Origin of the sequence: Jannaschia sp. Os4 (assembly GCF_016820245.1) — a bacterium.
Taxonomy (GTDB): domain Bacteria; phylum Pseudomonadota; class Alphaproteobacteria; order Rhodobacterales; family Rhodobacteraceae; genus Jannaschia.
Genome location: NZ_JAFCAR010000001.1, coordinates 1 through 12,722, shown reverse-complemented (window position 1 = coordinate 12,722; position 12,722 = coordinate 1). Strand labels below are relative to the sequence as shown.

Here is a 12,722-nt window from a genome sequence, read left to right as displayed (position 1 = left end):
GCGGGCGACACATCGGCTTGCCATCCGGGCGGCCTCGGGCGCACGCTCCGGCCACCAACCGGGGAGATTCAACAGATGCAAAAGCTTCTGACCGCGACCGCCGCGCTGGCGCTGACCGCCGGAACGGCGGCGGCGGACGGCCACGCCGCCTACACGCTGCACATCCTGCACTACAACGACACCCACAGCCGGATCGAGCCGATCAACCGCTTCGACTCGACCTGCTCGGCCGAGGACGACGCGGCGGGCGAGTGCTTCGGCGGCTCGGCGCGGCTGAAGGCGGCGATCGACATGAAGCGCGAGGAGCTCGCGGGCGAGAACGTCATCGTGCTGGACGCGGGCGACCAGCTGCAGGGCTCGCTGATGTTCACGACCTACAACGGCGACGCGGAGGCCGAGATGGTCAACGCCATCGCGCCGGACGTGATGGCCGTGGGCAACCACGAGTTCAACAAGGGCGACGAGAACCTCGCCCGCGTCATCGACCTGCTGGAGATGCCGGTGGTGTCGGGCAACCTCGACCTGACGGGCAACAACGTGCTGGGCGGCAAGATCGAGGACACGCTGGTCCTCGAGGTCGGCGGCGAGCGGATCGGCATCGTCTCGGCGCTGGCCACGGACACGGCGGAAACGTCGAGCCCGTCGGATCAGGTGGTGTTCATGGACGAGGCCGAGAGCCTCGCGCAGGACGTGGCCACGCTGACCGACGACGGGGTCAACAAGATCATCGCGCTGACCCATGTCGGCTTCCCGGCGGACCAGCGGATCGCGGGCGCGGGCATCGACGGCCTCGACGTGATCGTGGGCGGGCACAGCCACACGGTGTTCTCGAACACCGAGGAGGGGGCCGAGGCCTATCCGACGATGGAGGGCGACGTGCCGATCGTGCAGGCGGGCGCCTACACGAAGTATCTGGGCCACCTGACCGTCAGCTTCGACGCGGACGGCAACGTCATCGACGCCACGGGCGACACGATGCTGCTGGACGCCTCCGTCGAGCCGGACGCCGAGCTGGCCGCGCGGGTCGCGGAACTGGCCGCGCCGATCCAGGAGATGCAGCAGGAGGTCGTGGGCCAGTCGGCGGGCTTCATCGAGGGCGACCGCTCGGTCTGCCGCGTGATGGAGTGCCCGATGGGCAACCTCGTGGCCGACGCCATGCTGGACCGCGTGAAGGACCAGGGCGTGACCATCGCCATCCAGAACGGCGGGGGCCTGCGGGCGTCCATCGACGAGGGCGACATCACGATGGGCGAGATCGTCACCGTGCTGCCGTTCCAGAACACCTTGGCGACCTTCGAGCTGACCGGCGCGGAGGTGATCGAGGCGCTGGAGAACGGCGTGTCCGAGGTCGAGGAGGGCGCCGGGCGCTTCCCGCAGGTTTCGGGCATCACCTACAAGGCGGACCTGACGGCCGAGCCGGGCTCGCGCATCACGAGCGTGATGATCGACGGGGCGGAGATCGACCCGGAGGCGACCTACGGCGTGGTGTCGAACAACTACATGCGCGGCGGCGGCGACGGCTACTCCGTCTTCGAGGGCGCGCGGAACGCCTACGACTACGGCCCGGGCCTGGAGCAGGTGGTGATCGACTACATCGCCGCGCAGGGCGGGGCCTACGCGCCCTACACCGACGGGCGGATCGACGTCGGCGGCTGAGCCGCGACGCCGCGCGGAGACGGGGACGGGCGGGCCGAAGGGCCCGCCCGTCCTGCTTTGGCGGGGTCGTCCGGCCCTATCGCCTTGGCGCCCCTTATCTTTCGACCGAGGGTTGCAGCGGGCACGTCCGACGACATATTGCCACGGCATCCACCCGTCCGCCCCCGACCGTCCGCGGGGGTCCGGGCGAACCTGCACCCACCGGACGCTGCCCTGACCGGGGAGCCGTGCCATGCTCGCACCGACGCCACCGAACCAAGCCGCCCGCCTCGCCGCGATCCGCCGCTACGAGCTGGGAACCCAGTCCAACGCCGGCGCGCTCGACGGCCTCGTGGAGCTGGCGGCGCAGATCTGCCACTGCCCCATCGCGCTGGTGTCGATCGTGCACGAGGACGACCAGCGCTTCGAGGCGCGCTGCGGGCTGGACGCGGACTCCACGGGGCTGGAGGCGTCGATCTGCTCGCACGCGATCCTGCAGGACGACATCCTCGAGATTCCGGACACCCGGCTGGACATGCGGACGCGGGACAACCCCTTGGTGACGGACCCGGACGACCCGCTGGTGTTCTACGCGGGCTCGCAGATCGTGACGCCCGACGGGCTGCCGCTGGGGTCGCTCTGCGTGCTCGACCGCAAGCCCCGGCGCCTGTCGGACGAGCAGCGCCGCGCCCTGCGCATCCTCGCCGACCAGGTGATGCAGCGCTTGGAGCTGAACGAGGCGCTGCGGCAGGCCGAGACGCTGCGCCGCGAGGTTGACCACCGGGTGAAGAACAACCTCGCCAACGTGTCGGTGCTGACGCGGATGGCGATCCGCTCGGCCGTGTCGGAGGAGACCAAGGAGGCGCTGCAGGAGGTGCTCAACCGGATCAACGTGATGGTGGAGCTCCACGCGCAGCTCTACAGCGCGCCGGGCGACGAGGGGGCGGTGCAGGGCGCCGACTACCTCGGGCGCATCCTGCGGCACCTACAGGAGACGGCGCCGCCGGGCGTGACGACGTCGTCGCGGTTCTCGGCCTTCGCCTTGGAGGGGCGGCGGGCCTCGGCGCTGGGCGTGCTGGTCAACGAGCTGGTGTCGAACGCCTTCAAGCACGGCTACCCCAACGGTCGGGGCGGATCGGTGCGGGCGTCGGGCACGGCGATGCCGGACGGCGGCTACCGCGTCGTGGTCGAGGACGACGGCGTCGGCGGCACCGTGGTCGAGGGCGGGCTCGGGATCCGGATCATGCAGGCCTCGGCCTCGCAGCTCGGCGGCATGCTGGAGGTGGCCCCGCTCGACGGGGGCGGCTGGCGCGGCGTGCTGACCTTCCCCTTGGACGGCTAGGCCGATGTGCGGCCGCTTCGTCGCCGCGATGCCCCACGCGGAGGCGGGGCGGGTGTTCGGGGCGACCTTGGCGAACGACCTGCCGGAGGTGCCGGACTACAACGTCTGCCCGACGCAAGCCGTGGCCGCCGTGGTGCCCGGCGCGGGCGGGCGGCGGCTGGTGTCGATGCGCTGGGGGTTCCTGCCGCACTGGTACGCGACGCCGACGGACGGCCCGCTGATCATCAACGCCCGCGCCGAGACGGTGGCCGAGAAGCCCGCCTTCCGCGCCGCGGTGCGCGAGCGGCGCTGCCTGATCCCGGCGACGGGGTTCTACGAGTGGACGAAGGACGCCGAGGGGGTGCGCTGGCCGTGGTACTTCCACCCGACGGACGGCCTGCCCTTGGCCTTCGCGGGGGTGTGGCAGGGCTGGGGGGCGGACAAGCTGGCGACCTGCGCGATCGTGTCCTGCGCGGCGGGTCCGGCGATGGCCGAGGTGCACCACCGCGAGCCGGTCACGCTGCGCGAGGGGGACTGGGCGACGTGGCTGGGCGAGACGGACGAGAAGGCGGCGCCGCTGATGCGGGCCTCCGCGGCGGGATACCTTGCGCGGCACCGGGTGGACCGGGCGGTGAACTCGAACCGGGCGGAGGGGCCGGACCTGATCGAGCCGTGGGAGGACGAGGACGTCCGGATCGAGGGCGGCGGAGGGTAGGGTGGGCGGCGGCCATGTCCCGGCGGGGAGCCCAGCGCGGCCCGCGCGGGAGGAGGGGCGCGGGCCGGCCAGTCAGGGAGAGAGAGCGCGCGTCCGACCACCCGCCCCCGGCCCTTGGGGGGAGGAGCGGGCCGTTCGGGTCGGATGACCGGACGTTCGCCGTGGGATGATCCATGACATTCGAATGTGGCCTAATCGGGGCCGACCGTTTCCGATTGGGCACCAATTTAAAGTCGTTCGAAGAGGATCGGGGCACGCCTGAGAGCTAGGGGGTCCGTACGCCGTCATCTCGATCCGTCTCCATGGAGGAACTCGATGAGAAGGTCCAACGACTGTCCCCCGCCCGTATTTTGGGCGGATTCGGAGTATGCCAGGACGCACTACGTCCTGCCCCCCCCGAGCGAGGCGGTCATCCGGCGGGTGGAGAAGACGCTTGGGGTCGTTCTGCCCGCCTCGTACGTCAACCTAATGCGAGGCCAGAACGGCGGCATCCCACGACGCACCGCGTTCCCAACGTCGGTGCCGACCTCTTGGGCCGATGACCACGTTGCGGTCCATGGCCTCTTCGGCATTGGGGAGACAGGGACATACGCCCTCTGCGGTGAGTGTGGCAGCCGCTTCTGGGAAACGGAGTGGGGCTATCCGGCTATCGGCGTCTATTTCGCGGATTGCCCCTTGGCGGGCCACGACATGGTCGGCCTCGACTACAGGTCATGCGGTCCCGCGGGCGAGCCGAGCGTTGTCCATGTCGATCAGGAGCGGGACTACGCGATCACCCACCTCTCCGACAGCTTCGCGCAGTTCGTCGATGGCTTGGTCGATGCCGCGCGGTTCGAGAAGGACAGCGGCAGCATCGATTCGGCCCCCTGGCACATCAATGCCGTCTCCGCGGAGATACGTCGTGACGAGAAGTCGGGCGGGTTAGGACAGTATCTCAGCCTCGATCAGCGGCTGGCGAAGGGGGAGACCGGCTGGACGCATATGACGTTTCATCTCCCGAACCACTGGACCGTGCGGCGCGTCGTGGTGGAGGGCGACGGGGTCATCATAGAGACGGACCCGGCGGGCGTGTTCCGGGTGACGCGGAAGAATGCTGGACCGTTGAGCTTCGACCTGCTCGAGGCGGAGGTCGTTCGAGAGTCCGGGCGGTTCGAGGAGATTTGGGTCCGGTACGCGGCGGTTGACGGGTAGGCGCGCCGCCGGACCGTCTCCGAGTGGTCCGGTCCGAGGGGGTTGTGCGAGGGTGGATCGCCGGGTCGGGTGCCGGCGATGACGGGACGCGAGTCAGGCGAGGTCGGGGGGTGTGACCTCCGCGCCGAGGGCGGTCACCACCGCATCGAGCGCCACCACCTCGGTGCGCTTCTCGCCGAGGCGGCGGACGGTGACGGTGCGGTCCTCCACCTCCTGCCGCCCGATGGCGAGGATGACGGGCACCTTGGCGAGCGAGTGCTCGCGGACCTTGTAGTTGATCTTCTCGTTGCGCTTGTCGGCCTCGGCCCGGACGCCCGCGCGGGTCAGCGCGGCCGTCACCTCGTCTACGTAGGCGTCGGCGTCGGACACGATGGAGGCGACGACCACCTGCCGCGGGGCGAGCCACATCGGCAGGCGCCCGGCGGAGTTCTCGATCAGGATGCCGACGAACCGCTCGAACGAGCCGAGGCAGGCGCGGTGGAGCATGTAGGGGCGGTGCTTCTCGCCGTCCTCGCCCACGTAGGTCGCGCCCAGCCGCTCGGGCAGGTTGGGATCGACCTGGAACGTGCCGCACTGCCAGACGCGGCCGATCGCGTCGGTGAGGTAGAAGTCGAGCTTGGGCCCGTAGAAGGCGCCGTCGCCCTCCTCGACGCGGTAGGGGGCGCCGACGGACTTGATCGCGCCCTCCAGCGCGCCCTCGACGTGGTCCCATGCCGCGTCGGTGCCGACCCGCTTCTCGGGGCGGGTGGCGAAGGCGATGTCGAACTTCTCGAAGCCGAGGTCGGCGTAGACGGAGGACAGGAAGCGGATGAACTTGGCGCACTCCGCCTCGATCTGGTCCTCGGTGCAGAAGATGTGCGCGTCGTCCTGGGTGAAGCCGCGCACGCGCATGATGCCGTGCAGCGCGCCTGACGGCTCGTAGCGGGCGCAGGAGCCGAACTCGGCCATGCGCAGCGGCAGGTCGCGATAGGACTTCAGGCCGTGGTTGTAGACCTGCACGTGGCAGGGGCAGTTCATCGGCTTGAGCGCGTTGATCGTCTTGGTCTGGGCGTGCTCCTCCTCGACCTCGACGATGAACATGTGCTCCTGGTACTTATCCCAGTGGCCGGACGCCTCCCACAGCTTGCGGTTCACGACCTGGGGGGTGTTGACCTCCACGTAGCCGTCCGCGCGCTGCTTGCGGCGCATGTAGTCCTGCAGCGTGGTGTAGATGGTCCAGCCGTTGGGGTGCCAGAACACCTGCCCCGGCGCCTCCTCCTGCATGTGGAAGAGGTCCATCTCGCGGCCCAGGCGGCGGTGGTCGCGGGCCTCGGCCTCCTCGAGGAAGCGGAGATGGGCCTTGAGCTCGTCCTTGGTGCGGAAGGCGACGCCGTAGATGCGCTGGAGCTGGGGGCGCTCGCTGTCGCCCAGCCAGTAGGCGGCCGACACGCGGGTCAGCTTGAAGGCGTCCGCCGGGATCTGGCCGGTGTGCTGGAGGTGCGGGCCGCGGCAGAGGTCCTGCCAGTCGCCGTGCCAGTACATGCGGATCGGCTCGTCGCCGGGGATGCGGTCGATCAACTCGACCTTGAACGGCTCGCCCGCCGCCTCGTAGTGGGCGCGGGCGTCGGCGCGGGACCAGACCTCGGTGCGCACGGCGTCGCGGGCGGCGATGATCTGCTTCATCCGCTGCTCGATGGCGCCGAGGTCCTCGGGGGTGAACGGCTCGGCCCGGTCGAAGTCGTAGAACCAGCCGAAGTCGCGCACGGGGCCGATGGTGACCTTGGTGTCGGGCCAGATCTCCTGCACGGCGCGGGCCATGACGTGCGCGAGGTCGTGGCGGACCAGTTCGAGGGCCGGGGCCTCGTCCTGCATGGTGTTGATGGCGATGGCGGCATCGCGCTCCAGCGGCCACTGGAGATCCCAGTGGGTGCCGTCGACCTGTGCCGAGATGGCTTTCTTGCCCAAGGACTTCGAGATGGACTGCGCCACCTCCAGCAGGGTGGTGCCGCGGGGGACGTCGCGGGTCGCGCCGTCGGGGAAGGTCAGGGTGATCGCGTCGGACATGGTCGTCCTCCTCGTCGGTTCGGCGCCCACGGAACGCCCGGTTGCGGGTATGTCGCGGCGCGTTTGGCGGGGGCGGCGCGGCTTGGCAAGCCCGCGGGCCGCGGCGGACCGGTCGAACTGGAGCGAAACGGCACCGTCGCGCCACGTCCCCGCCGCGGCCGCGCCCCCGCGTCGCCGGAGATGGGCCGGGTCCGCCACGGAGGCCCGCCATGACCCTGTCCCCGATCCGAGACGACGCCCGCTTCGACTGGTCGGCGCTTCCCGATCCGCCCCCGTTCGACGTCCCCGCCCCGGACCGTGCGGGGGCGGAGGGCGCGCCTCCGCCGCCCGTCTCGCCCTTCGACTGGTCGGATGTCGACCTGCCCCCCGACCTGCTGCCGGACATGGGCCCCGGATCGGCGCTCGCGATCGCCGCGTCGATCCAGGCCGCCGGCCTCGCGGACGCGCTGGGCTTCGACCTGTAGGCGCCATGCGGGGGGCGGGCCGCCCCGCGCCTCAGCCGAGGCGCAGCACCTCGATGCCCACGGCGACCGTGCAGGCGAAGGCGGAGGTGAAGAGGAGCGGGCGGACGGGAAAGCCCGCCGTGCCGGTGACGTAGCCCACCGCATGGGCGAGGCGGAGCCAGAAGTAGAGCGCGCAGGCCCAGACGGTCACCACGCTGCTGACCTCTAGCGCGTGGGCGATGAGCACGAGCGCGGCGTGCGGGACCAGCGTCTCCACCGCGTTGAGATGGGCGCGGAAGGCGCGGTGGACCCACGGCTTCTGGAGCGACGGGTTCGGCGGGCGGGTGAAGTCCGACGGCGCGGCGTCGGGCTGGTTCACGCCGACGATGTAGGGGATCCAGAGCGCGGCGGTGAGCAGCGCGGCGAGGGTGGTCCAGAAGAGTTCGGGGGTCATCTCGCGTCCTCCATCGGGGCGGCGATGCGGGTGGGGGTGCCGGTCTCGAGCCACGTCTTGAGGCCCGCGACGAGGCGCTCCCAGCCCTCGGCGTAGCCCTCGCCGCCGGGCGGGATGTCGTAATGCTCCAGCGTCAGGCGGCAGTGCTCGCCCTGCGGCTCGATGATCCAGACGAAGCGGGATTCGGACACGTCGGGGGCCCAGCGGGGCTCGAAGTCGGCCTCGATCCGGGTCTTGGGGTCGAGGCGCCGCTCGGTGCAGACGAGCATGTCCGAGCCGTCGGGCAGGGTGTAGACCAGCGCGTCGCCGTCGCGGTGGGCGTCGGGCGTGAACGGGTGGTAGTTCGCCGCCGCCGCCGGGTCGGTGAGCGCGTCCCAGAGCGCGTCCTGGGTGCAGCGGATGTAGGTCGTCAGCACGTAGTCGGGTCTCATCGTCGGTCCCTCCAGTCGGGCCTTGAGGTCGAGCATCGCCCCCACCGCGGGGGCGACGCGATACGGCTCGATCCAGCGACCCAGCGCCTCGGCGAGGGGGACGGCGTTGAGGTAGTGATGGGTGAAGCGTCCGCGCTTCACCCGGGTCACGAGCCCCGCCTCCTCCAAGACCGTCAGGTGCTTCGCCACCCCGAACCGCGAGATCGGCAGCGCCGCCTCCAGTCGGGACAACGTCTGCCCGTCCTCGCGCCGCAGGGCGTCGAGGAGGTCGCGGCGGGTCGGGTCGGCGAGCGCCTTGAAGACCGATTCCATGGGAACGATGTTAGGAGACCGTCAGGTCACGTGTCAAGACGTGTGAGTGGATGGTCACGTGTCGTGCGGCGGGCGTCGTGCTACCCTCGCGGCGACCGCGAAGGAGGCTCCATGCAGCACACCACCACCCGCGACGGCCACCGCCTCGCCTACGTGAAGACCGAAGGCGCCGGGCCGGGGGTCGTGTTCCTCGGGGGGTTCGCCTCGGACATGACGGGGACGAAGGCCGTGGCCTTGGAGGCGTGGGCGAAGCGCCATGGCCGCGCGTTCCTGCGGCTCGACTACTCGGGCCACGGGGCCAGCGAGGGGCAGTTCGAGGCGGGGTGCATCGGGCAGTGGCGCGACGACGCCCTGCACGTGATCGCCGAGGCGATGCCGGGGGCGAACGTGCTGGTCGGATCCAGCATGGGCGGGTGGATCGCCTGCCTCTTGGCGCGCGACCACCCGGACCGGGTCGCGGGGCTGGTGACGATCGCGGCGGCGCCGGACTTCACGGAGGACGGCTATTGGGCGGCGTTCACCGAGGCGCAGCGGCTGGAGGTGTTCGAGAAGGGGCGCGTGCTGATCCCGTCGGATTACGGCGCGCCCTATCCGATCACCCGGCGGCTGATCGAGGACGGGCGGGATCAGCTGGTGCTGCGCTCGGCCCTGCCGGTGCCGGGGCCGATGCGGCTGCTGCAGGGGACGGCGGACGCGGACGTGCCGCCGGCATGGGCCACGCGGCTGCTGGACCACGTGGAGTGCGACGACGCGCAGCTGCTCTTGGTGAAGGGGGCGGACCACCGCTTCTCGGAGCCGCGCGAGATCGCGCTGATCGAGGCCGCCGTGGAGGACGTCTTGGCGCGCATCCCCGGCTGACGCGCGGTCCGGCTTGACCGGGCGCGCGCGGCGCGGCCCTCTCCCGCCGCAGGGGAGGGACGCGCGATGGGACGACTGGTGCGGGGATTTCTGTGGGTCGTGGCGGGCGCCGCCTTGGCCGCCGCCGCGCTGTGGGCCGTCGGCCCGCGCGAGCCGATCGAGACGGCGGACGCTCTGGCCTTCGACGCCTCCGTGATCCCCGAGGACGTGGAGGGCTGGCTGGCGGACCGGGAGGGGCAGGTCGCGGACCTGCGGCCCGAGAGCGCCAAGCAGATCCTGTGGCACCGGGGCGCGGGCGTGCGGACGGACCTCGCGGTGGTCTACGTGCACGGGTTCAGCGCCGACCCGTGGGAGGTGCGTCCGGTGCCGGAGCTGGTGGCCGAGCGGCTGGGGGCGAACCTGCACTTCGCGCGGCTGACGGGGCACGGGCGCGACGGGGACGCGATGGCGGAGGCGAGCGCGGGCGACTGGCTGCGCGACTACGCCGAGGCGGTGGCCGTGGGGCGGCGGATCGGGGAGCGGGTGATCGTGGTGTCGGCCTCCACCGGCGGGACGATCAGCGCGCTGGTGGCGGGGGATCCGGACTTGGCGCCGCTGCACGCGGACGTGGCGGGGATCGCGATGATCTCGCCCAACTTCGCCATCTCGAACCCGGCCGCCGCGCTGCTGACGTGGCCTGCCGCGCGGGCGTGGGTGCCCGCCGTGGCCGGTCCGGTCCGCAGCTTCGATCCGGTCAACGACCGCCACGCGCGGCACTGGACGACGACCTACCCGACGGTGGCGACCCTGCCGATGGCGGCGCTGGTCGCGCGGGCGGGCGAGATCGACTGGGGCCGGGCCGAGACGCCCGCGCTGTTCGTGTTCTCGCCGGACGACACGGTCGTGCGGCCCGAGGCGACCGAGGCCGTGGCCGCGGCGTGGGGCGGGCCGGCGACGGTGGAGCGGGTGACGGTGGGCGAGGGGGACGACCCCTACGCGCATGTCGTCGCGGGGGACATCCTGTCGCCGTCGCGCACGGCCCCGACGGTGGACCTGCTGGCGCGGTGGGCGGAGGCGCTCTGACGCCGGGCCGACTCGGAGGTTGCGCCCGGGCGTCCGCATCGGCTTGATGCGCGCGGACCGACCCGGGAGACCCATGATGCAGATGTCCGACCGTGTCCGCGCGCAGCGGCTCGACGAGGTGGCGCGCGACGCGCGGCAATACGCGCTGTCGCTGATGGGCAGCACCGTGGGGGCGGACGACCTCGCCAAGCGGGCCGAGATCGCCGACCGGATCGAGCGCTGGCGCCGGACGGTCGAGCCGCTGGTCCGCGACGCGCGGGCGCGCCACGGCCTCGCGGTGCTGCAGGCGCAGGGCGCGCGCGGCTCGTGGTCGGGGCAGCAGAGGGTGCGGACCCGGGCCGCGCAGATGGCGGCGGCCAAGTCTGCCGAGGAGACGATGCTCTGGGCCATCGGCGTGATCGGGGACGCGATCAACGGGCCGGACGAGGTGCTCAAGGCGATCGCGGACGCGATCGACAACATCCGCAAGGCCGGGACCGCCGAGGGCGAGATCGGCTTCGCCGCGCCAGTGGGCGAGACGCAGGAGGTGGTCGTCCGGCCCGCGTCCCCGCACCCGGCGTCCCCCGGTCCGGCGGGCGGGCAGGTCATGGTCGGCGACAGCCTCGTGCTCGTGCTGGGGCTGTGGGTGCTGCTCACGAGGTACCTGCGCGGCGGGAGCTGAGCCGCCGCGGGGCGCGGGGCCGCGACGGGCTGCCGCGCGGATTTGCAATCGTATGCAATTGAGCGGGCGGGCGGCATGGGATAGGCCCGGGGCCACCGATCAGGGAGGCTTCCGATGGCAGACCATCTCAAGACCGCGCGCTCCGAGGCGGACCGCGCCGAGGACGACGCGAAGGTGCGCGCGAGCGTCGAGGCGACGCTGAAGGACATCGAGGCGCGGGGCGACGCGGCGGTGCGGGAGCTGTCGGCCAAGTTCGACCGCTACGAGCCGGAGTCCTACCGCCTGTCGCAGGACGAGATCGACGCGCTGATCGGGGAGCTGTCGGAGCGGGAACTGGCCGACATCGAGTTCGCGCAGCGCCAAGTGAAGGCCTTCGCGCAGGTCCAGCGCGACTCGATGCTCGACGTCGAGGTCGAGACGATGCCGGGCGTGGTCCTCGGGCACCGCAACATCCCGGTGCAGTCGGTCGGCTGCTACATCCCCGGCGGCAAGTTCCCGATGGTCGCCTCGGCCCACATGTCGGTCGCGACCGCCGCCGTCGCGGGCGTGCCGCGCATCATCGCCTGCACGCCGCCGTGGCAGGGCAAGCCGAACCCGGCCGTGATCGCGGCGATCCACTTGGGCGGGGCGCACGAGATCTACGTCCTCGGCGGCATCCAAGCGGTGGGCGCGATGGCGTTGGGCACCGAGACGATCGACCCCGTGGACATGCTGGTCGGGCCGGGCAACGCCTTCGTGGCGGAGGCCAAGCGGCAGCTCTACGGGCGGGTGGGCATCGACCTCTTCGCGGGGCCGACGGAGACGATGGTGATCGCCGACGACACCGTGGACGCGGAGATGGTGGCGACGGACCTGCTGGGGCAGGCGGAGCACGGCTACAACTCGCCCGCCGTGCTGCTGACCACGAGCGCCAAGCTGGCGGACGCCACGCTGGTCGAGATCGAGCGCCTCCTCGGCATCCTGCCCACCGCCGACACGGCGCGGACCTCGTGGGAGGAGTACGGCGAGGTCATCGTCTGCGACGACCACGACGAGATGCTCCGCTACGCCAACGACATCGCCTCGGAGCACGTGCAGGTGATGACGGACCGCGACGACTGGTATCTGGAGAACATGCACTCCTATGGGGCGCTGTTCCTCGGGCCGCGTACCAACGTGGCCAACGGCGACAAGGTGATCGGGACGAACCACACGCTGCCGACGAAGAAGGCGGGGCGCTACACGGGCGGGCTTTGGGTCGGCAAGTTCATCAAGACGCACTCGTATCAGAAGATCACCACGGACGAGGCGGCGGCCACCATCGGGGCCTACGGGTCGCGGCTGTGCATGCTGGAGGGCTTCGTGGGCCACGCGGAGCAGTGCAACGTGCGGGTCCGCCGCTACGGGGGCGTGAACGTGCCCTACGGCGAGGGCGCGCCGCACCGCGAGGCGGCGGAGTGATGGTTTCGCCCCGCTGACGCGGGGCGACCGGGGGGGGGGGGGGGGGGGGGGGGGGGGGGGGGGGGGGGGGGGGGGGGGGGGGGGGGGGGGGGGGGGGGGGGGGGGGGGGGGGGGGGGGGGGGGGGGGGGGGGGGGGGGGGGGGGGGGGGGGGGGGG

12 protein-coding genes are annotated in these 12,722 nt (G+C 71.8%); 9 read left to right on the top strand and 3 right to left on the bottom strand.

The features are described from left to right. The first annotated feature begins 75 nt into the window (after positions 1-75). The 4 genes from JQC91_RS00060 (at position 76) to JQC91_RS00045 (ending at position 4,862) form a co-directional block, all read left to right on the top strand. The gene (locus JQC91_RS00060; RefSeq protein WP_203284732.1) at positions 76-1,656 is read left to right on the top strand and encodes a 5'-nucleotidase C-terminal domain-containing protein; all 1,581 of its coding nucleotides are present in this window, start codon (positions 76-78) and stop codon (positions 1,654-1,656) included. Between the two features lie 232 nt (positions 1,657-1,888). Further along, complete coding sequence (locus tag JQC91_RS00055; protein WP_203284731.1) at positions 1,889-2,977, top strand: histidine kinase dimerization/phosphoacceptor domain -containing protein; 1,089 nt, start codon at positions 1,889-1,891, stop codon at positions 2,975-2,977. Positions 2,978-2,981: 4 nt separating this feature from the next. After that, entirely contained in the window at positions 2,982-3,671 is a 690-nt protein-coding gene (locus tag JQC91_RS00050) for an SOS response-associated peptidase (protein WP_203284730.1), read from the top strand. Between the two features lie 315 nt (positions 3,672-3,986). Beyond that, positions 3,987-4,862 carry an SMI1/KNR4 family protein gene (locus tag JQC91_RS00045; protein ID WP_203284729.1) on the top strand — a complete coding sequence of 292 codons (876 nt, stop codon included), beginning with the start codon at positions 3,987-3,989 and terminating at the stop codon, positions 4,860-4,862. Between the two features lie 93 nt (positions 4,863-4,955). On the opposite strand, the gene thrS is transcribed toward JQC91_RS00045, so the two are convergent. Further along, positions 4,956-6,905, bottom strand: a complete 1,950-nt coding sequence (gene thrS / locus JQC91_RS00040) for a threonine--tRNA ligase (RefSeq protein ID WP_203284728.1) — start codon at positions 6,903-6,905, stop codon at positions 4,956-4,958. Between the two features lie 209 nt (positions 6,906-7,114). Here thrS and JQC91_RS00035 point away from each other — a divergent pair, with 209 nt between their 5' ends. Next, positions 7,115-7,369 (top strand): hypothetical protein, encoded by a 255-nt coding sequence (locus JQC91_RS00035; RefSeq protein WP_203284727.1) that lies wholly within the window; start codon positions 7,115-7,117, stop codon positions 7,367-7,369. 31 nt (positions 7,370-7,400) lie between these two features. Here the strand turns inward: JQC91_RS00035 and JQC91_RS00030 are convergent, their stop codons facing one another. Together JQC91_RS00030 and JQC91_RS00025 are read right to left on the bottom strand one after the other, a co-directional pair. After that, entirely contained in the window at positions 7,401-7,802 is a 402-nt protein-coding gene (locus JQC91_RS00030) for an MAPEG family protein (protein ID WP_203284726.1), read from the bottom strand. After that, positions 7,799-8,545: a metalloregulator ArsR/SmtB family transcription factor gene (locus tag JQC91_RS00025; protein WP_203284725.1), complete on the bottom strand. Its 747-nt coding sequence runs from the start codon at positions 8,543-8,545 to the stop codon at positions 7,799-7,801. The genes JQC91_RS00030 and JQC91_RS00025 overlap by 4 nt, the downstream gene beginning before the upstream one ends. Before the next feature lie 111 nt (positions 8,546-8,656). Here JQC91_RS00025 and JQC91_RS00020 point away from each other — a divergent pair, with 111 nt between their 5' ends. From JQC91_RS00020 to hisD, 4 genes are all read left to right on the top strand, one after another. Further along, complete coding sequence (locus JQC91_RS00020) at positions 8,657-9,403, top strand: alpha/beta hydrolase (RefSeq protein ID WP_203284724.1); 747 nt, start codon at positions 8,657-8,659, stop codon at positions 9,401-9,403. A gap of 66 nt (positions 9,404-9,469) precedes the next feature. Continuing rightward, a complete protein-coding gene (locus JQC91_RS00015) occupies positions 9,470-10,465 on the top strand; it encodes an alpha/beta hydrolase (RefSeq protein ID WP_203284723.1) in 996 nt (331 codons plus the stop codon). Positions 10,466-10,547: 82 nt separating this feature from the next. Continuing rightward, positions 10,548-11,126 carry a hypothetical protein gene (locus JQC91_RS00010; RefSeq protein WP_203284722.1) on the top strand — a complete coding sequence of 193 codons (579 nt, stop codon included), beginning with the start codon at positions 10,548-10,550 and terminating at the stop codon, positions 11,124-11,126. A gap of 114 nt (positions 11,127-11,240) precedes the next feature. Next, on the top strand, positions 11,241-12,566 hold the full coding sequence (gene hisD, locus JQC91_RS00005; protein ID WP_203284721.1) for a histidinol dehydrogenase: 1,326 nt from the start codon (positions 11,241-11,243) through the stop codon (positions 12,564-12,566). Positions 12,567-12,722: the final 156 nt, after the last annotated feature.